Consider the following 18,594-nt stretch of genomic DNA (forward strand, 5'->3'; position numbering starts at 1 on the left):
GTTTTCTCACGAATTGGCTTTCGGGTGGAAACGGGGGCGTTGAGGGCTTTTGAACGCCTGCGGTCTTTGCGCGCGACGACGCGTTGTCTGCGTGGTCAATTGCCTGAGACCCCAATTCACATTGATCCGTCCCGACGCGCGGTGTAGGGCGTGGCGACCAGTTCACGGGGGCCGGGATGGACCATTTTCTGTATCGCGACGGCGTGCTTCACGCCGAAGACGTGTCGGTTGCGGATATCGCCCGCAGCGTTGGCACGCCTGTCTATATCTATTCCGCAGCCACCCTGCGCCGTCACTATCAGGTGTTCGACGAGGCACTGGCGGGCATGGACCATCTGATCTGCTACGCGATGAAGGCCAACTCGAACCTTGCCGTGCTCAAGCTCATGGGTGATCTCGGCGCTGGCGTCGATGTCGTTTCCGGCGGCGAGTACCGCCGCGCGAAGGCCGCGGGCATTCCCGGTGAGCGGATCGTGTTCTCCGGCGTCGGCAAGACCCGCGAGGAGATGCGCCTCGCCCTCGAGGGCGGCATCCGGCAGTTCAACCTCGAAAGCGAACCCGAGACGCGGGCCCTGTCCGAGGTCGCGACCGAGCTGGGCGTCGAGGCCCCGGTGACGGTCCGCGTGAATCCGGATGTCGATGCCAAGACGCACGCCAAGATCGCCACCGGAAAGTCCGAGAACAAGTTCGGCATCCCGATCTCGCGCGCGCGTGAGGTCTATGCCGAGATTCGCGATCTGCCGGGCCTGAAACCCATCGGGATCGACGTCCACATCGGCTCCCAGCTGACCGATCTGGCGCCTTTCCGCGCAGCCTATGAAAAGGTCGCGGCCCTCACTCACGCGCTTCGTGAGGACGGGCATGAAATCACGCGGCTGGACCTTGGGGGCGGACTGGGCATCCCCTACGAGACCTCCAACGAAGCCCCGCCCCTGCCCCTCGACTACGGGCAAGTGATCCGCGAGACGGTGGGCGACCTGGGCTGCGAAATCGAGATCGAGCCGGGGCGGCTTATCGCCGGTAACGCCGGGATCATGGTGAGCTCGGTGATCTACCTCAAACATGGTGAGGGGCGCGATTTTCTCATTCTGGACAGTGCGATGAACGATCTCGTGCGCCCGTCCATGTATGACGCGCACCACGACATCGTGCCCGTGAACGAACCGGCGCCGGGCATCGAACAGGCGCCGCATGACATCGTCGGCCCCGTTTGCGAAACCGGCGACACCTTCGCCAAGGCGCGCAACCTGCCGCCGCTCAAGTCCGGTGATCTCGTCGCGTTCCGCTCGGCTGGGGCCTATGGGGCCGTGATGGCGTCGGAATACAACTCCCGCCCGCTTATCCCCGAGGTTCTGGTGGACGGGGATCACTTCGCGGTTATCCGCGCGCGCCCGACCTATGAAGAGATGCTGGCGCGCGATACGATACCGGAGTGGCTCTGAGCTGACCTCGGGGCCGCGCAACTGCGAAAGGCCCCGATGGAGCGTTACGACCAACTCCCCGAAGCCGCCGCCGCGCGCGTCAAAAACCCCCTCCGCCTGACATGGGCGGGGCTTTTCGTCGAGCGTCTGACGCGGGCTTTCTGGCCTCTCGCCACCGTCCTGTTCTTTGCCCTCGCCTGGATGCTGTCCGGCCTGCCGGCTGCCATCCCGCTGTGGGTCGCGCAGGGTGTGGCCGGTGTCGTCGTGCTCGGCGGTATCGCCACGCTGGTGTTCGGCTTCGCCCGCTACCGCGCTCCGTCGAAACTCGAGGCCCTCGCCCGGCTCGACGCCTCGCTGCCCGGCACGCCCATTGCCGCCCTCGCCGATGCGCAGGCTATTGGCGCTGCGGACCCTGCCTCGCGCGCTGTGTGGGAGGCGCACCTTGCCCGAATGGCGACCAAACTGGACGCCGCCAAGGGGCAAGCCCCGCGCGCCAACCTTGCCCCGCGCGACCCCTATGGCATCCGCCTGATCGCCCTCACCGCCCTTGCGGTCGCCGCGCTGTTCGGCGTGCGGGCGGCCGGTCCGGGCCTGACGGCCATGCTGCCCGGTGCCGGGAGCGACCCGGTGGCGCAGGCAAGCTGGGAGGGCTGGATCGAACCGCCCGCCTACACCGGCAAGCCTACGCTCTATCTTGGCGATCAGGACCCGGGCGCGCTGGCTGTGCCAGAAGGCTCACGCGTCACGCTGCGCCTTTATGGCAAGGTGGACGAGATCGACATCGCCGAGACGTGGTCGGATGAGGCCCCGACCGAACCTATGCCCACGCGCCTTTTCACCATCGATGAGGACGGCACCCTGACCATCGACGAGGCGGAGTGGCAGGTGACGGCCATCGACGACGCGGACCCGGCCATCGAAGTGTCGGGGGAGCTCAGCCGCACGCTGGCGGGCGAAATGCGCCAGGGTTTTCTCGCCACCGACGATTACGGCGTCGCGACCGGCACCGCGACGGTGGAACTGGACCTGCCGGACGTCGAGCGCGACTACGGCCTCGCCGCCGAGCCGGAACCTCGTGAACCCATCGTGGTCGACCTACCGATGCCCTTCCGTGGCTCACGCACCGAAGTCGAAGAATTGTTGGTCGAGAATTTTGCCGAGCATCCGTGGGCCGAGATGCCCGTATCGATCACCTTCACCGCCGTCGATGCGGCCGGCCAGACCGGGGACAGCGCGCCTGTCGATCTGACACTGCCGGGCCGCCGGTTCCTCAATCCCATCGCGCAGGCGATCATCGAGATGCGGCGCGACATCCTGTGGACCACCGACAATTCCGAGCGCGCCGCGCGCATCCTGCGGGCCGTGTCCAATCGCCCGAACGATTTCTTCCCAAAAGCCGAACAGGCCGAAATGCTGCGCGCCTCGCTCGGCCCGCTGGAGGAGGAGGACCTGAACCCTTCCGTGCGTGACGAGGTGGCACAAGCGCTCTGGGATCTCGCCATCGAGCTTGAGGAAGGGGCGCTGTCGGACGCGCTGGAACGCCTGCGCCGCGCGCAGGAGCGGCTTCAGGAAGCGATGCGGCAGGGTGCGACGCCGGACGAACTGTCCGAACTCATGAACGAGTTGCGCGAGGCGATGCGCGACTACATGGAGCAGCTGGCCCAGAACGCGCAGCCGCAGGAGAACCAACTCGACCAGCCCGATCAGGGCGACAACCAGATGGAGATGACCCAGCAGGATCTGCAGGAGATGATGGACCGCATCGAGGAACTGATGCGGCAGGGCCGGACCGAAGAAGCCGCCCAGATGCTCCAGATGCTTCAGCAGATGATGGAGAACATGCAGATGACCCAGGGCCAGGGTCAGGGGCAGCAGTCTCCGGGACAGGAAGCGATGCGCGGGCTTCAGGACACGCTGCGCAACCAGCGAGACCTGTCGGACGAGACGTTCCGCGAACAGCAGGGCCAGCAAGGCCAGCAGGGACAACAGGAAGGCCAGCAGCAGGGTCAGCAGCAAGGCCAACAGGGTGAACAGGGCCAGAACGGCGACCAGCAAGGGCAGAATCAGCAGGGACAAGGCCAGCAGGGCACCCAGGAGGGTCAGGGCGACCTGCAAGGCAACCTCACGCAGCGCCAGCGTCAGCTTGAGCGTGAACTTGAGCGCCAGCGCAACAACCTACCCGGTGCCGGCACCGAAGAAGGCGAAGCGGCGCGTGATGCGCTCGACCGCGCGGGGCGCGCGATGGACGAAGCCGCCGAGGCGCTTGAAGAAGGAGATACCTCCGGCGCACTCGACCGGCAGGCGGATGCGATGGAGGAACTGCGCGAAGGGATGCGCAACCTCGAGGATTCGATGCGCCGCGAGGCCGAGAACCAACAGCAGGGCCAGCAGGGCGACCAATCGGCCCAGCGCGGCGGACCGCAGGGCAACGAACGCGATCCGCTGGGGCGCGAAGCGGGCGAGCGCGGGGCGCTGTCCTCCGACAGCCCGCTGGCCGAAGGCGACGACGTTTACCGCCGTGCCGAGGAACTGATGGAAGAGTTGCGCCGCCGGTCCGGCGAAGCGGAGCGTCCTGAGCTTGAACGGGAATACATCGAACGGCTGCTCGACCTTTTCTGAGGTCGGCCGAGCGGATCAGCCGCCGTCGCTGGCGGCCCCTTCGACCCTGTCGATCACCGTTTGCATCAGATCCTGAATCCACGCCAAGAACCGGTTCACGAGGTCGACATAGGCGATCATCGCGTCCGTCAGACCCGGAAACATCTCGGCGATACGCGGCGCCAGCACATAGATGCCGAAGGCGATCGCGGCGATAATGACCACGATGGAAAAGCCCCGGCGAAACCCGCCCTTGCGGGGCTCCGGCCCGGACGTGTCCTCCTGAACCGGCTGTCGCTTCGGCTTGCTTTCATCCTTCTGCCGCGTGTCCAGCGTCGAGTTGATCTCGTCGATGTCCGGGAACATGTCCTTGCGCGCGGCGGGTTCCGGCGGCGGCGGAGGCGGCACTTCCGGCTCCAGCGTCTCGCCCTCTTCGATCCCGCGCATCCGTGCCATGCGTTCACGCGCGATCCGGCGGCGTTCTTCTTCGCCGTCCGAATAATCCTCGATCCCCAGTTCGGCCTGAGTCTCGACCGTGCCGCCATCGCGAGCCCGGGCGTCCAGCTCGCGCTGTGCCTCTTCGGTCAGGATGCCGCGTACGTCGTCGTCGAGCGGCCGCCGGGGCCGCGCGGGCGTGTCGACCGGCGGCTCGTCCCAGTCTTCGTCGGGGTCCGGCGTGTATTCGTGGGGGTTTTCCGGCGCGGCGAGCGCCGAGTCCGGGTCATGGTCCGGCGGCGTCTCGCGCCTGCCGGCATTGCGCTGAAACCACGCATGGCCACAGTTCGAACACTGAACGTCGCGACCCCCCTCGGGGATCACGCGATCTTCCACCTCGTACTGCGCACCGCAATTCGGGCATACCAGCCGCATCTGACCTGTAACCTCGCCCTGTCCTTCGTCTTTCCCGGTCGCCCGGGCCCACTCGACGGGCCCACTATGCGAAGCAAAGCCCGGAAAATCAAACCTTTGCAATCCCGAGATTGCAACAAAACCCGCCGTGGGGCAAAACGGTTGCGAAGCAAGAGAGGCAGAGCGGTGATCGAGTTCGAGGAAGTCTCCTACGGTTACAGCGGAGGCGGCGCGCTGCTTTCGGATGTATCGCTGAAGCTGGCGCCGGGGTCGTTCCACTTCCTGACCGGCCCGTCCGGCGCGGGCAAAACGACGCTGATCAAGCTGTGCTACGGGGCGTTGGTGCCGACGCAGGGGCGCGCAGAGCTGTTCGGCGCCGACGTGCGCCACATGACGCGCGACGACGTGGCCGAGACACGGCGTCGGATCGGCGTGGTGCATCAGGACGTGCAGTTTCTCGACCACATGACCGTGGTCGAAAACGTCGCGCTCCCCCTGATGGTGTCCGGCCGCACGACCGAGATGCAGGATCTGGCCGACCTGATGAGCTGGGTCGGCCTGACGGGGCAGATGGAGGCGCTGCCGCCGGAGCTGTCCGGCGGGGAGCGCCAACGCGCCGCCCTCGCCCGCGCCGTCATCATGTCGCCCGAGGTTATCCTGGCGGACGAGCCGACGGGCAACGTGGACTGGGAAATGTCGATCCGCCTTCTTACGCTGCTGATCGAACTCAACCGGATGGGCAAGACGGTGATGATCGCGACCCACGACATGAACCTGATCCGGCAGGCCAAGGCACAGGTGCAAGCGCGGGTTCTGCGGATCTCTGACCACCGGGTGCAACTGGCGGGGGCGGACCTGTGATCTCGCGGCTGACGAATTTCCTCACCCTCATGACGGGCGACGCGCAGGCCGACCGGGTCGTGCCGCCCACGGGCTTCACCGCGCGGCTGACGGTCTTCGCCGCCGGTGCCATGGCTTTTCTGGCGGTCTTTGCGCTGGCCCTGTCGCTCGCCACAGGGCGGCTTGCCGAGCAATGGGGCGACGCGCTGGCCCAAAGCTCCACGATCCGCGTTTCGGCGCCGGAGGGACAGGTCGACCAGCAGGTGATTGCCGTGCTCGACGTTCTGACCACCACACCGGGCGTGGCGGATGCCCGCGTTTTGTCGGACGACGAACAACGCGCTTTGCTCGAACCGTGGTTCGGCCCCGACCTGCCGCTCGACACGCTCCCCATCCCACGTCTCATCGAGGTGATCGAGGAGGGCGAGGGATACGACGCGGAGGGTCTGCGCCAGCGGCTCGCAGGCGAGGCTCCCGGTGCCGTGCTCGACGACCACGCCCGCTGGCGCGAACCGCTTGTGCGGGCGGCCAACCGGCTGCGCGGGCTTGGCGCCATCTCAATCGCCCTCATCGCCGCGACGACCGCCGCGATCATCACGCTCGCGGCCAACGCGGCACTCGCAGCCAATGCGCAAGTGATCCACGTCCTGCGGCTCGTAGGCGCGCGCGACAGCTATATCGCCGGGGCTTTCGTGCGCCGGTTCACCCTGCGCGCCATGATCGGCGCGACGGGGGGCATGGTGATCGGGGTACTGGCGATCCTGCTCCTGCCCTCGGCCGATGTCGGCGGCGGTTTCCTGACCGGACTTGGGTTTCGCGGCTGGCACTGGGCCCTGCCCTTCGCCATCCCGATCCTTGCCGCGATCGTCGCCTTCGCTGCGACCCGCCAAGCGGCCAACAGCACGCTTCGGGAGCTCACCTGATGCAGGTCATTCAGCTCATCCGCTCGCTCGTCTTCACGGGCCTGATCTATGGGGCGATGGGGGTGATGGGCGTGGTTTATTTCTTCCTCACGCTCATCAACCGCGACTACGCCTACACGGCGGTCCGCCATTACTGCCGCGTCGTGCGGTTTTTCGCCCGCTGGGTGATCGGCCTGAAATCGGAGATCCGGGGCACGGTGCCTACCGAGGAAGTGCTGATCTGCTCGAAGCACCAGAGCTTCTTCGACATCATCCTGATCGTCTCGGTCGCGCCGCGCCCCAAGTTCATCATGAAAAAGCAGCTCGTCTATGCCCCGGTGCTGGGTTACTTCGCCAAGGCTATAGGCTGCATCCCCGTAGACCGGGGCAAGCGCGGCGCGGCGGTCAAGAAGATGATGACAGACGTTGCGACAGGCGCGGCCCGGCCCGGGCAGCTCATTATCTTTCCGCAAGGAACGCGTGTCGCGGCGGGGGCGACGAGGCCCTACAAGATCGGCGCGGGCGTGATCTATACGGAGACCGGGCAGCGCTGCATCCCGGCGGCGACGAACGTGGGCGTCTTCTGGCGCAAACACGGTGTCACCCGTTATCCCGGCACCGCCGTTCTCGAGTTTCTTCCGGCCATCGAACCGGGGCTTCCCGTGGAGACGTTCATGACGGTGCTGGAGGAGGCGGTGGAGTCCAACTCCAACCGCCTGATGCGCGAGGCGGGGTTCGATCCCGGCAGCCATGAAGCGGATTGAGACGGTCGAGGCGCTGGAGGCGCTCTACCCGACCAAACCCAGTACGGCGGCGACGATCAAGGTCACCGACCGGCTGATTCCCGGTTACCGAAGCTGGATCGCCGCATCGCGTTTCTGCATCCTCTCGACGGTCGGGCCCGAGGGCACCGATGCAAGCCCGCGGGGCGATGATGGCCCGGTGGCCCTGACACTCGACGACCGGCTACTCGCGATCCCCGACTGGAAGGGCAACAACCGGCTCGACACCCTGCGCAACATCGTGCGCGACGGGCGCGTGTCGGTGATGTTCATGGTGCCCGGATCGATGAACGTGATGCGTGTCAACGGGACAGCGATCCTCACCGATGACCCGCACATGACCGGGCGGTTCGACCGCGCGGCGCGGGTGCCGAAGTCGGTGATCCTCGTGACGGTCGGCGAGGTCTATCCCCAATGCGCCCGGGCGATCCTGCGCGCGGGGCTGTGGTCGCGCGACGATGCGGCGGGGCTGCCGACCATGGGCGAAATGCTGACACAGGCCTCCGAAGGTGACTTCGACGGGGCGGGTTACGACATCGAGTGGCCGGACCGGGCGAAGGATACCATGTGGTAAGGTGCTCTTCCTCCGCCTGACGGCGGCTCATCGCGAAGAGGCGCCGGAGGCGCTGATGAGCGACGATCAGGCGGCGAGGCCCTGAGACCCCATCTTGAGGTACTTCTGACGGCGTGTCGTCTTCAGCTCGCCCGGCTTCTTCTTCGCCAGCGCCTTGACCTCGGCCTCGATCGCGTGGCCGACGGCGGAGATCGTCTGACCAATCCCGCGATGCGCCCCGCCCACGGGTTCCGAGATGATCCGGTCGATCACGCCAAGCGCCTTGAGGTCCTGCGCGGTCAGACGCAACGCCTCGGCAGCTTCGCGCATCTTTTCGGAATCCTTCCACAGGATCGAGGCACAGCCTTCGGGCGAGATCACGGAATAGACCGAGTGCTCAAGCATCATCACCGTGTTGCCGGTCGCGAAGGCCACGGCCCCGCCGGAGCCGCCCTCGCCGATGATGACCGAAACGAGCGGAACGGAAAGCGACAGGCATTTCTCGGTCGAGCGGGCGATGGCCTCGGACTGCCCGCGCTCCTCGGCCCCTTTGCCGGGATAGGCGCCGGGCGTGTCCACGAGCGACACGACCGGCAGGCCGAAGCGGTCGGCGAGGTCCATCAGGCGGATCGCCTTGCGGTATCCCTCGGGCCGCGCCATACCGAAATTCCGCTCGATCCGGCTCTTGGTGTCGTTACCCTTCTCATGCCCGATCACCATCACCGGAATGTCGCCCAGACGGGCGAGTCCGCCCATTACGGCGTGGTCGTCGGCGAAGTTCCGGTCGCCCGCGAGCGGCGTGTACTCGGTAAACAGCGCGTCGATGTAATCCTTGCAATGCGGGCGCTCGGGATGCCGGGCGACCTGGCATTTGCGCCAGGGCGTCAGGCCCTTGTAGAGGTCCACCAGCATCTGCTCGGCCTTCTTGTCGAGCGCTTCGGCTTCGCCCTTCACGTCCATCTCGTCATTGGCACGCGCCATCGCGCGCAACTCCTCGGCCTTGCCTTCGATTTCCGCCAGCGGTTTTTCGAAGTCGAGATAGTTCTTGGTCATGCGCGCCTCGCCGGATGGTTTGGCCCGATATAAGGTTCCCGCAGGGCGAAATGCAACTCGGCAAGATTTGTGACCTCGCCCCGTGACAGGCTGTGCGGGCAAGGGGAGACGGGCCGAATATGGCGAACGACTACGAAAAGCGGCTGCTGCGCGTGCTGGATCACGTCTACGACAACCTCGATGGCGATCTGTCGCTCGACACGCTTGCGGAGGTGGCTGCATTGTCACGGTTTCACTTCCACCGGGTGTTCACGGCGGTGACCGGCGAAACGCTGGCCTATTTCATCCGTCGGGTGCGCCTGCACCGTGCCGCGATGGAGCTGCTGTCGGGCGATCTGCCGGTGGCCGAAGTGGCCGCGAAGATGGGGTACGACAACACTCGCAGCTTCTCACGGACCTTTCGGGATGCCTTCGGACGCACACCGTCGGAGTTCCGATCACACGCGCGAACCCTCCCTCCCCTGCGTCTTGGCACATCGGGAGAGAAACAGATGTATGACGTGAAGATTGAAGACCAGCCCGAGCGGCGCCTTGCCATGGTCGAGCACCGGGGCCCTTATATCGGGATCGGCGAAGCTTTCGATAAGGCCGGGTCGACCGTGATGGCACGCGGCCTCGGCCTCCATCTGGGGGCGATGCTCGGGCTCTATTTCGACGATCCGGACAACACTCCACCCGAGGCGCTGCGCTCCGCCGCCGGGTTCGAGATCGACGACAGCGCGCCAATCGAGCCGCCGCTCGTGGAAATGCGCGCTCCGGGTGGCAAGCACGCGATCCTGACGCACAAAGGGCCCTATACCGGCCTTGCCTTGGCCTACAAATACCTGTTCGGGGAATGGCTTGCGACGTCGGGCGAGATGCCGCGGGAAGCGCCGCCGTTCGAGCTTTACGTCAATTCACCGATGGACACTGCGCCCGATGATCTGATCACCCTCATCGGGGTTCCACTGGCATGACCGTCATGCCGGCAGAGGTCCGGGCGGCGTTCGACGCGGCACCCCATGACGCTCGCGACGGGATGGCGCGGTTGCGCGCGTTGATCATTGATGTGGGACGCGACGCCGGGGTCGGCCCGATCACCGAGGCACTGCGCTGGGGCGAACCCGCCTATCTCACCCCGAAGGGGTCGACTCTCCGGGTTGGAGTTCCCAAAAGCGGCGGTCGCTTCGCGCTCTTCGCGCATTGTCGCACGACCCTGATTGCTGATTTCCGCGATATGACCGGCGGTCGGTTCCGCACCGAGGGGAACCGCGCCGTATTGTTCGACCACGCCGACGAGGTCGACGCCACGGCCCTTGCCCCCCCTCATCAAACGCGCGCTCACCTGGCATCTGAAGGAGCGGACATGACCAAGCTCGAACTGAAGAAGACCGACAAGACCTACTACGGCGCCCGGGCCGACGGTTGGGCGCGCGTGACCATTGCGCCGATCCCCTACCTCGCCATCGCAGGCGTCGGGGCACCCGAAAGCACGCCCTACGGCGAAGCGGTCGGCGCGCTCTATCCACTGGCTTATGGCATCAAGTTCGTCTCGAAAGCCGCGGGTCGGGACTTCACCGTTCCGCCCCTCAGCACGCAGTGGTGGGCCGATGACCCGACTGCCTTTACCCAGAACAGACGGGCGGAGTGGCGTTGGCAGGCAATGATACGGATGCCCGACTGGGTGGACGACGACGCCTTCGCGGCCGCCCGCGCCAAGGCCAAGACTGTACCCGGACTCGATGATGTCCGGTTTTCGATGGTCGACGAGGGCGACAGTTTCCAGACGCTCCACATCGGGCCGTATTCCGCGGAAGGCCCGAAACTCGCCGACCTGCATGACCGGATCATGCCCGAGGCGCATGTCACCTTCGCCGGGCCGCATCATGAGATCTACCTGTCCGATCCGCGCCGTGTCGCGCCGGAAAAATTGCGCACGATCATCCGTCAGCCGGTGCGCCCGCTCTAGGCGATCTTGCGGTCGTCCGTCGCGGCGGCCTCGATCTCGTCAATTGCCCGCGCGATCCCGTCCTCGGCTCGCACCGCCGCACCCAGTGCGGCCGCAGCCTTGGCAATTGCCGGATCGGAAATCGCCTGTGACAGCGCCTTGGAAAGGTTATCGGCTGTGAGTGTCTTCTGCGCGATCGGCTCGGGCGCCACGCCCCGCGCCGCCATGATCTTGGCCCAGAACGGCTGATCCCCGAAAAACGGCACGACGATCTGCGGCTTGCCCGCGCGCAGGGCCGCGGCGGTCGTGCCTGCGCCGCCGTGGTGGACGATGGTGCTCACACACGGAAACAGCCAGTGATGCGGTGCGCCCTCGATCTTCAGGATGTTGTCGGGCAGATCGGCTGGTTTCAGGCCACCCCAGCCGGTCGCGATGATCCCGCGCTGCCCGGTCCGGCCCAGCGCGTCGACGACGGCATCCGCCAGGCGTCCCGGCGATTTCCCGGCCATTGACCCGAAGCCCACATAGACCGGCGGCGGACCGTCCGCCAGGAAGGTGCGCAGCGCCTCGGGCGGGGTCCAGTCCTCCTCCTCCATGAACCAGTATCCGGTCATGACCGACGCGTCCGGCCAATCGGCGGGACGGGCGAGTACCGCCGGGCTGACCGCGTTCAGGATCGGAAAGGGCGTGCCGTCCGTCGCATGCATCATGTCGAAGCGGGGCTGCGCGGGCAGGTCATGGACCGAGCGGGTCGCCTTCACATGTTTCCCAGCCGAGAACGCCATCATCCGGTTTACGAAATGATAGGAAAACCGGTTCCAGGCCGCCGAGTTGAAATCAGGGAACCCCACGTTGGGGCGCTCTCCCGTTGGCACCATCATCGGCACCAGCATCGCGAGGACGGCGGGAATCCCGTGTTTCTCGGCGATATGGGGCCCGGCATAGGATTTCGGGTGGAACAGGATCAGGTCCGGTTGCGCGGCCTCCGCCGCCGCCCAGCTTTCCGCGATGAGCTGCTTTTGCGCCGGCCCGACCTCGCGCGTCAGCATGACCGTCCATTTCAGAGATTGGAGCACGCCTTGCGTCGACTCCATCATCTCGCGCCCCGCGTCCGTATCGAGGAGCGACAGGAGATCGTCGGACATCGGCGCAAAACTCAGGCCAGCCCCGGTGACGAAGTCCTCGAACCGGGTGCTGGTGGCCACTGTTACTTCGTGGCCGCGCGCGGTGAGACCGCGGCCCAGCGCAACGAAGGGCTGGACGTCTCCGCGCGATCCATATGTGAGGATCAGGATCCGCATGAGCGGACCCTAACTTGAGAGGCGGCGCTTCGCCACCCGGTCAGGCGCCCGCGATGAGTTCCGCCTGTTTCACGACCACTTCCGCCTGTTTGATCGAGGCGATGTCGACGAGCCGGCCCTTGTACACCGTCGCGCCCGCGCCCGTCCGCTTGGCTTCCTCCATGGCCGCAAGGATCTCGCGCGCCTCGGCCACAGCCTCGTCCGTCGGGGTGAACACCCGGTTGGCCAGCGCGATCTGCTTGGGGTGAATCGCCCATTTCCCGACCATGCCCAACGTCGCCGAGCGCAGCGCCTGCGCGATGTAACCGTCATCGTCGGAGAAATCGCCGAACGGGCCGTCGACTGGCAGGAGCCCATGGGTCCGGCAGGCCGCCACGATGGCCGCCTGCGCCCAGTGCCACGGATCGGACCAGTGCTTCTGCCCCTCGTGGATCATGTAATAGTTTTCCTGCGTCCCACCGATGCCAGTGGTCTGCATCCCCATCGAAGCGGCGAAATCGGCGGCTCCCAGCGACATGGCGACGAGGCGCGGCGAGGCGGCGGCGATCTCTTCCACATGCGCGAGTCCGGCGGCGGATTCGATGATGACCTCGAAGTCGATGGGTTTCTCTCGCCCCTTGGCCCGCTCGATGGCCGTGACCAGCGCATCGACTGCATAGATGTCGCCCGCGCACCCGACCTTGGGGATCATGATCTGGTCCAGCCGGTCGCCCGCCTGCTCCAGCACATCGACCACGTCACGATACCAGTACGGCGTGTCGAGGCCGTTGATCCGCACCGACAGGGTCTTCTTGCCCCAATCGAGCGTGTTGATCGCCTCGATCACGTTCGCCCGCGCCGAATCCTTGTCGTTCGGTGACACGCTGTCTTCGAGGTCGAGGTTGATCACGTCCGCCTCGGAGGCCGCCATCTTCTCGAACAGCTTGGTGTTGGAGCCGGGTCCGAAAAGCTGGCAACGGTTCGGGCGGGCGGGGGCGGCGGGCTGAATACGGAAGGACATGGCTGCTCCGGCAAGTTTGTTACGTCTGCGTTGCTGGCTGGGATAGAATATTGCGCACTGATTGCCAAGCGATTCCTCGCAGTTGCAGCGACGGCACGCCGCGCTGCGGCACCCTTGGCGCTGTGGCAGCTTCTTCGGCACCCGTGGAAAACGTCGCAAGATTCTTCACCAATCGCGTAGGAACGGCAGAAATTCTTCCGCAAATAAGTCAGGAGTAATTACTTTTTCGGAACACTTGCCCGTGTCCGCCCTTAGACTCCCCATGACAGTTACGGGAGTCGAAGATGATTCAAACGCCATATCTCCTCTTTCTCGGTGATGCGCCCGACATGCTCGCCGCCAAGGTCGCCATCGGTATCCGCGACTGGCGCCCCGACAATGCAGTCGGCCAGTTCCGGATGGACGGCTGCAAAGCCGACCTCGGCCTGACCGACATGAGCCTTGCCGAGGCGAAGGCGGCAGGCGCCAAGACGCTGGTCATCGGCGTGGCCAACCGTGGCGGCGTTATCAGCCAGGCCTGGAAGAAAGTGCTCGTCGAGGCGCTGGAGGAGGGCTTCGACCTCGCCTCCGGCCTGCACAATCTGCTGCGCGACGAAGAAGACCTCGCCGCCGTAGCGCGCGCCACGGGACGCACCCTGCACGACGTGCGCGTGCCCTCGGTCAAGTTCCCCATCGCCAACGGCGAGAAGCGGACCGGCAAACGGTGCCTTGCGGTCGGTACGGACTGTTCGGTGGGCAAGATGTACACCGCTATGGCGATGGATGCCGAAATGCGCCAGCGCGGCATGAAATCGACCTTCCGCGCCACGGGCCAGACCGGCATCCTGATCACTGGTGACGGCATCCCGCTCGACGCCGTCGTCGCCGATTTCATGGCCGGGTCCGTAGAATGGCTCTCGCCCGACAACGACCCGGATCACTGGGATCTGCTCGAGGGTCAGGGGAGCCTGTTCCACGTCTCCTATTCCGGCGTGACGATGGCACTCATCCACGGCGGCCAGCCAGACGCCCTGATCCTGTGCCACGAGCCGACGCGTGAACACATGCGCGGCCTGCCGGGCTACACGCCGCCGTCGCTCGAAACCCTGCGCGACACCGCTCTGCCGCTCGCCCGCGTGGCCAACCCGGAGTGCGAGGTTATCGCGATCTCGGTCAATACCCAGCACATGGACGAGGCCGAGGCCCGTGCCTACTGTGCCGAGACAGCCGCGCGCATGGGCTTGCCGACGACTGACCCTTACCGCTTCGGCGCCGGGGCGCTCGTGGATGCTCTTGCCGCCCAGTAAGTCCGCGAAGGAGACCTCATGGAACTGACCGTCACACCGGAAAGCTTCCGGCTGGCCGAGGTGTTCACCATCTCGCGCGGGTCCAAGACCTCGGCCGAGGTGCTGACAGTCCGGGTCACTGAAGGCGGCGTCACAGGCTGGGGGGAATGTGTCCCTTACGCCCGCTACGACGAAACGCTCGACAGCGTCACGGCAGAGGTCCGCAACCTTCCGGAGCGGTTCGACAGGGCGGCCTTGCAGGAGCTTTTGCCCGCAGGTGCAGCGCGCAACGCCGTTGATTGCGCCCTGTGGGATCTGGAAGCGAAACAGGAGGGCAAGCGCGCCTGGGACGTTGCGGGACTGCCCGCGCCGGGTCCCGAGATTACGGCCTACACGCTTTCTCTGGGTGAACCTGATGCGATGGAGGCGGCGGCGGCGAAACACGCGCATCGCCCCCTTCTCAAGATAAAGCTTGGGACGCCTGACGACATGGCGCGGCTCGAAGCCGTTCGGCGCGGCGCGCCAAAGTCCCGCATCATCGTTGACGCGAACGAGGGCTGGACGGCCGAGGTCTATGCCGACCTCGCGCCCCACATGGTCCGACTCGGCGTGACCCTGGTGGAGCAACCGCTGCCCGCAGGCGCCGACGACATGCTGGCCGAGATCGAACGGCCCCTCCTCGTGTGTGCAGACGAATCCTGCCACGACAGCGCCACGCTGGGCGCGCTCAAGGGCAAATACGATGTGGTGAACATCAAGCTCGACAAGACGGGCGGGTTGACTGAGGCGCTCATCCTGCGAGACGCGGCCGTGGCGGAGGGCTACCGCGTGATGGTGGGCTGCATGGTCGGCACATCGCTCGCTATGGCACCCGCGACGCTTGTGGCGCAGGGCGCGATGGTGACGGACCTCGACGGCCCCCTTCTTCTTGCCGAGGACCGTGAGCACGCCTTGCGCTTTGACGAGGCCGGCGTCCATCCGCCGGAGCCGGCCCTCTGGGGCTGATCCACCCCGGTGCCGCCCGCCGATATCACCCTGCCCGCTTGACCTTTCAGGCCGCGCGGCGGAAAGAACGGGCAATGGATTAAGGAGACCGCCATGAGCCGCATCGTCTATGTGAACGGGGATTACCTGCCGGAGGAAGAGGCGACCGTGTCGATCTTCGACCGGGGCTTTCTCATGGCCGATGGCGTGTATGAAGTGACGAGCGTCCTGGGTGGCAAACTCATCGACTTCGCCGGCCACGCCCGCCGCCTCGCCCGTTCGCTCACCGAACTCGACATGGTCATGCCGATGAGCGAGGACGATCTGCTCGCGATCCACCGCGACCTGGTCGCCAAGAACGGGATCGAAGACGGGATGATCTATCTCCAGGTCACGCGCGGCGCGCCCGGCGACCGCGACTTCGCCTTCCCGCCCGAAGACACACCGCAGACTGTCGTTCTGTTCACCCAGAACAAGCCGGGCCTTGCCGACAGTCCCGCCGCGAAGACCGGCATCAAGATCATTTCCATCGATGACATCCGCTGGGGCCGGCGCGACATCAAGACGGTGCAGCTTCTCTATCCGTCGATGGGCAAGATGATGGCGAAGAAAGCCGGGGCCGACGATGCGTGGATGGTCGAAAATGGCAGCGTCACCGAAGGCACGTCGAACAACGCCTATATCGTTAAGGGCGGGACGATCGTCACCCGCCAGCTCTCGACCGACATTCTGCACGGCATCACCCGTGCGGCCGTGCTCCGGTTCGCCAAAGAGGCGCAGATGAAGGTGGAAGAGCGACCCTTCACCATCGAGGAGGCGCAGGAGGCCGACGAGGCTTTCGTGACCTCCGCCTCCACATTCGTCATGCCGGTCGTGGAAATCGACGGGACCACGCTTGGTGATGGCACCCCGGGCCCAGTGGCGACACGCTTGCGCGAAATCTACCTCGAAGAAAGCCGCAAGGCCGCCATCTGACCCGCGATTTTCCTTGATCGGCGGGGCGGCTTGCGGCCATCTGATGCCAATGGGGGACGGACACTCGCAACGGGGGCCGGACATGCGGATCATCTTGGGACCTGTCGTGCTCGTAGCGGGCATCGCAGGGCTGGCCTGGTGGGGTGCGGACAACGAGGCGCAGACCATCGAGAGCGAGGTCCGCGCGAGTGCGGAAGGGGTCGTCACGGGGGCCATTCACCCGATGAACGTCACGGTGTCTGGGCGCGACATCACGCTCACCGGCACCGCTGATACCGAAGACGAACTGACCGATATCGTCACCTCTCTGGACCGCGTCGAAGGCCGGCGCGTGGTTCGCGCCGATGGTGTCGATGTGCTGCCGGTGGCCGCGCCCTATGAAACCGCGCTTGCCAAGGGCACCGACGGATCGCTTGCCATGACCGGCACCGCGCCAAGCGCTGCCCAGGCCGAGGTCGCGGCTGCTGGCGGCGCGCTCGGGGCCATGGAACTCCCCCTCGCGTCCGGCGCCCCGGAGGGCTGGAGTGACATCGTGACGGCCGGTGCAGGGGCGCTCGAGCCGCTGAACGAAGGCAGCTTCGCGTTGACCGGCGGCAAAGTGATCCTGTCGGGCAAAGCTCAGACGCCGGACGAGGCCAAGGCCGCGACCACGGCCATCTCAGACCTTCCGGATGGGATCGACCCCGTCACCGCAATCGACGTCATCGACCCGGGCGTCGTGGCTTTCGAACTCACCTTCGACGCGGGCGAAGGGCTGTCGGTTTTCGGAACCGTCCCCGAAACGCTCCAGCCCACCGACATGGCCGAGGCTTTAGGGTTTGATGAGATTTCGGGCGAAACCAACGAGACTTTCGGTCTCGCCCCGGACCTGGAAGACAGGCTTTCCGCGCTGCCGCCCATGCTTCCGGACTTCGAGAGCCTGACACTGACCTACGCGGACGGAAACCTCTCCGCCACCGGCGTCGCCGCACCCGGACTCGACCCCGGCTATGTCGAGGGCCGCCTCGGTGAAGCGCTTGGTGAAGGCGCAGAGATCGCCGTGACGGCGGGCAGAGCGCCCGAAGACTGGATCACGCGCACGAACCGCGCCACGCAGCAGGGCCAGGTCGCTTCCGCCGGGTTCTGGGTGCCGGACTATGACTTCGAAATCACCAAGCAGGCCTGCAACGACGCAGCAGCGAAAGTCCAGGCCGGTCGCCAGATCGCTTTCGTGACGGGGTCCGCGGAACTGGATCGGGCCTCGATGAGCATCATCAACGACATGGCCGGGCTCCTGCTCCACTGCACCGACAAGGTCGGGATGCGCGTCACAATCGGCGGGCACACTGACAGCCAGGGCGACGACAACGAGAACTACCGGCTGTCGGTCGAGCGCGCCAAGGCCGTGCGCGATGCACTGGTCGAGCGCGGCGTTCCGCCGGGCCGGATGCAGGCCATCGGCTTTGGCGAGACCGAGCCGATCGCAGACAACGAAACCGAAGATGGCCGCGCCGCCAATCGGCGCACCACCTTCGAATGGCCGCAGTAGGAGAGCGACATGCTGGAAAACTGGGATTTTCTCATCGCCGAGATGGTCGTGCTTCTCGTGCTGGCGGCGCTTCTGGGTGTGATTGTCGGGTGGATCCTGTTCGGGCGGCGCAGGCAGGCCACCGCGCAAACCGGCGAGGTCGAAGTGCTGCGCGCCGAACTCGCCACCTGCCGCGATGCCGGCCAGGATCAGGCCGCCGAAATCGCGCGGCTTCAGGACAAGCTGGCCGAGGCCGGACGCGCGGGTGAGTCCGGCACCGAAACAGCGTCTGCCACCTCAACCATGTCAGAGTCCACGCTCACCGACGACGACGCCGCAAAGCCGGCCACGCTTGATGGCCCGCGACGCGGCAAGGCTGACGATCTGAAGCAGATCAAGGGCATCGGCCCCAAGCTGGAAAAGCTGGTCAACGGGATGGGGTTTTACCACTTCGACCAGATTGCAGCCTGGACGGATGCGGAGGTGGCTTGGGTCGACGCCAATATCGAAGGCTTCAAGGGCCGGGTCACCCGCGACGGTTGGGTCGACCAAGCCAAGGTTCTGGCAGGCGGCGGCGCGACCGCCTTTTCGGACAAGGTGAAGAAAGGCGACGTCTACTGACGCCGCCCGCCATTCC

At 65.9% G+C, this 18,594-nt stretch carries 17 protein-coding genes; 13 read left to right on the forward strand and 4 right to left on the reverse strand.

Features of this window, described 5'->3' with window-relative positions:
- Positions 1-176: 176 nt before the first annotated feature.
- Entirely contained in the window at positions 177-1,442 is a 1,266-nt protein-coding gene (gene lysA / locus B2585_RS12715) for a diaminopimelate decarboxylase (protein WP_292023631.1), read from the forward strand.
- Positions 1,443-1,478: 36 nt separating this feature from the next.
- Positions 1,479-4,040, forward strand: a complete 2,562-nt coding sequence (locus tag B2585_RS12720; protein ID WP_292023632.1) for a TIGR02302 family protein — start codon at positions 1,479-1,481, stop codon at positions 4,038-4,040.
- 15 nt (positions 4,041-4,055) lie between these two features.
- On the opposite strand, the gene B2585_RS12725 is transcribed toward B2585_RS12720, so the two are convergent.
- A complete protein-coding gene (locus tag B2585_RS12725; RefSeq protein WP_292023634.1) occupies positions 4,056-4,889 on the reverse strand; it encodes a zinc-ribbon domain-containing protein in 834 nt (277 codons plus the stop codon).
- A gap of 165 nt (positions 4,890-5,054) precedes the next feature.
- On the opposite strand from B2585_RS12725, the gene B2585_RS12730 reads away from it, so the two are divergent.
- The 4 genes from B2585_RS12730 to B2585_RS12745 are packed head-to-tail and all read left to right on the forward strand — an operon-like array spanning position 5,055 to position 7,966.
- Complete coding sequence (locus tag B2585_RS12730; RefSeq protein ID WP_292023636.1) at positions 5,055-5,729, forward strand: cell division ATP-binding protein FtsE; 675 nt, start codon at positions 5,055-5,057, stop codon at positions 5,727-5,729.
- Positions 5,730-5,758: 29 nt separating this feature from the next.
- A complete protein-coding gene (locus B2585_RS12735; protein WP_292024041.1) occupies positions 5,759-6,631 on the forward strand; it encodes a cell division protein FtsX in 873 nt (290 codons plus the stop codon).
- Positions 6,631-7,374, forward strand: a complete 744-nt coding sequence (locus B2585_RS12740; RefSeq protein ID WP_292023637.1) for a lysophospholipid acyltransferase family protein — start codon at positions 6,631-6,633, stop codon at positions 7,372-7,374. Before B2585_RS12735 ends, B2585_RS12740 begins: the two co-directional genes overlap by 1 nt.
- Positions 7,361-7,966, forward strand: a complete 606-nt coding sequence (locus B2585_RS12745) for a pyridoxamine 5'-phosphate oxidase family protein (protein ID WP_292023640.1) — start codon at positions 7,361-7,363, stop codon at positions 7,964-7,966. The genes B2585_RS12740 and B2585_RS12745 overlap by 14 nt, the downstream gene beginning before the upstream one ends.
- A 66-nt stretch (positions 7,967-8,032) precedes the next feature.
- Here the strand turns inward: B2585_RS12745 and B2585_RS12750 are convergent, their stop codons facing one another.
- The gene (locus B2585_RS12750; RefSeq protein WP_292023642.1) at positions 8,033-8,998 is read right to left on the reverse strand and encodes an acetyl-CoA carboxylase carboxyltransferase subunit alpha; all 966 of its coding nucleotides are present in this window, start codon (positions 8,996-8,998) and stop codon (positions 8,033-8,035) included.
- A 119-nt stretch (positions 8,999-9,117) separates the two neighbouring features.
- Between B2585_RS12750 and B2585_RS12755 the strand changes: the two genes are divergently transcribed.
- The gene (locus B2585_RS12755; RefSeq protein ID WP_292023644.1) at positions 9,118-9,954 is read left to right on the forward strand and encodes an AraC family transcriptional regulator; all 837 of its coding nucleotides are present in this window, start codon (positions 9,118-9,120) and stop codon (positions 9,952-9,954) included.
- Positions 9,951-10,946 carry a GyrI-like domain-containing protein gene (locus tag B2585_RS12760; RefSeq protein WP_292023646.1) on the forward strand — a complete coding sequence of 332 codons (996 nt, stop codon included), beginning with the start codon at positions 9,951-9,953 and terminating at the stop codon, positions 10,944-10,946. Before B2585_RS12755 ends, B2585_RS12760 begins: the two co-directional genes overlap by 4 nt.
- Here B2585_RS12760 and B2585_RS12765 read toward each other — a convergent pair.
- On the reverse strand, positions 10,943-12,226 hold the full coding sequence (locus B2585_RS12765; RefSeq protein WP_292023648.1) for a glycosyltransferase: 1,284 nt from the start codon (positions 12,224-12,226) through the stop codon (positions 10,943-10,945). The two genes, B2585_RS12760 and B2585_RS12765, sit on opposite strands and share 4 nt — an antisense overlap.
- 40 nt (positions 12,227-12,266) lie before the next feature.
- Positions 12,267-13,226 carry an L-malyl-CoA/beta-methylmalyl-CoA lyase gene (locus B2585_RS12770; protein ID WP_292023650.1) on the reverse strand — a complete coding sequence of 320 codons (960 nt, stop codon included), beginning with the start codon at positions 13,224-13,226 and terminating at the stop codon, positions 12,267-12,269.
- Positions 13,227-13,510: 284 nt separating this feature from the next.
- Between B2585_RS12770 and dgcN the strand changes: the two genes are divergently transcribed.
- The 5 genes from dgcN (at position 13,511) to B2585_RS12795 (ending at position 18,578) form a co-directional block, all read left to right on the forward strand.
- Positions 13,511-14,512 (forward strand): N-acetyltransferase DgcN, encoded by a 1,002-nt coding sequence (gene dgcN / locus B2585_RS12775; protein ID WP_292023652.1) that lies wholly within the window; start codon positions 13,511-13,513, stop codon positions 14,510-14,512.
- Between the two features lie 18 nt (positions 14,513-14,530).
- Positions 14,531-15,496, forward strand: a complete 966-nt coding sequence (gene dgcA, locus B2585_RS12780) for an N-acetyl-D-Glu racemase DgcA (protein WP_292023654.1) — start codon at positions 14,531-14,533, stop codon at positions 15,494-15,496.
- A 93-nt stretch (positions 15,497-15,589) separates the two neighbouring features.
- Positions 15,590-16,450, forward strand: a complete 861-nt coding sequence (locus B2585_RS12785) for a D-amino-acid transaminase (RefSeq protein ID WP_292023656.1) — start codon at positions 15,590-15,592, stop codon at positions 16,448-16,450.
- Positions 16,451-16,532: 82 nt separating this feature from the next.
- On the forward strand, positions 16,533-17,978 hold the full coding sequence (locus B2585_RS12790; protein WP_292023658.1) for an OmpA family protein: 1,446 nt from the start codon (positions 16,533-16,535) through the stop codon (positions 17,976-17,978).
- Positions 17,979-17,987: 9 nt separating this feature from the next.
- Positions 17,988-18,578, forward strand: a complete 591-nt coding sequence (locus B2585_RS12795; RefSeq protein WP_292023660.1) for a hypothetical protein — start codon at positions 17,988-17,990, stop codon at positions 18,576-18,578.
- Positions 18,579-18,594 lie beyond the last annotated feature (16 nt).

Origin of the sequence: Maritimibacter sp. UBA3975, assembly GCF_002384975.1 — a bacterium.
Taxonomy (GTDB): domain Bacteria; phylum Pseudomonadota; class Alphaproteobacteria; order Rhodobacterales; family Rhodobacteraceae; genus Maritimibacter.

Coding starts and splice junctions, on each gene's coding strand:
- lysA (WP_292023631.1), top strand. CDS start 177: ATGGACCATTTTCTGTATCGCGACGGCGTGCTTCACGCCGAAGACGTG.
- B2585_RS12720 (WP_292023632.1), top strand. CDS start 1,479: ATGGAGCGTTACGACCAACTCCCCGAAGCCGCCGCCGCGCGCGTCAAA.
- B2585_RS12725 (WP_292023634.1), bottom strand. CDS start 4,889: ATGCGGCTGGTATGCCCGAATTGCGGTGCGCAGTACGAGGTGGAAGAT.
- B2585_RS12735 (WP_292024041.1), top strand. CDS start 5,759: ATGACGGGCGACGCGCAGGCCGACCGGGTCGTGCCGCCCACGGGCTTC.
- B2585_RS12740 (WP_292023637.1), top strand. CDS start 6,631: ATGCAGGTCATTCAGCTCATCCGCTCGCTCGTCTTCACGGGCCTGATC.
- B2585_RS12745 (WP_292023640.1), top strand. CDS start 7,361: ATGAAGCGGATTGAGACGGTCGAGGCGCTGGAGGCGCTCTACCCGACC.
- B2585_RS12750 (WP_292023642.1), bottom strand. CDS start 8,998: ATGACCAAGAACTATCTCGACTTCGAAAAACCGCTGGCGGAAATCGAA.
- B2585_RS12755 (WP_292023644.1), top strand. CDS start 9,118: ATGGCGAACGACTACGAAAAGCGGCTGCTGCGCGTGCTGGATCACGTC.
- B2585_RS12760 (WP_292023646.1), top strand. CDS start 9,951: ATGACCGTCATGCCGGCAGAGGTCCGGGCGGCGTTCGACGCGGCACCC.
- B2585_RS12765 (WP_292023648.1), bottom strand. CDS start 12,226: ATGCGGATCCTGATCCTCACATATGGATCGCGCGGAGACGTCCAGCCC.
- B2585_RS12770 (WP_292023650.1), bottom strand. CDS start 13,226: ATGTCCTTCCGTATTCAGCCCGCCGCCCCCGCCCGCCCGAACCGTTGC.
- dgcN (WP_292023652.1), top strand. CDS start 13,511: ATGATTCAAACGCCATATCTCCTCTTTCTCGGTGATGCGCCCGACATG.
- dgcA (WP_292023654.1), top strand. CDS start 14,531: ATGGAACTGACCGTCACACCGGAAAGCTTCCGGCTGGCCGAGGTGTTC.
- B2585_RS12785 (WP_292023656.1), top strand. CDS start 15,590: ATGAGCCGCATCGTCTATGTGAACGGGGATTACCTGCCGGAGGAAGAG.
- B2585_RS12790 (WP_292023658.1), top strand. CDS start 16,533: ATGCGGATCATCTTGGGACCTGTCGTGCTCGTAGCGGGCATCGCAGGG.
- B2585_RS12795 (WP_292023660.1), top strand. CDS start 17,988: ATGCTGGAAAACTGGGATTTTCTCATCGCCGAGATGGTCGTGCTTCTC.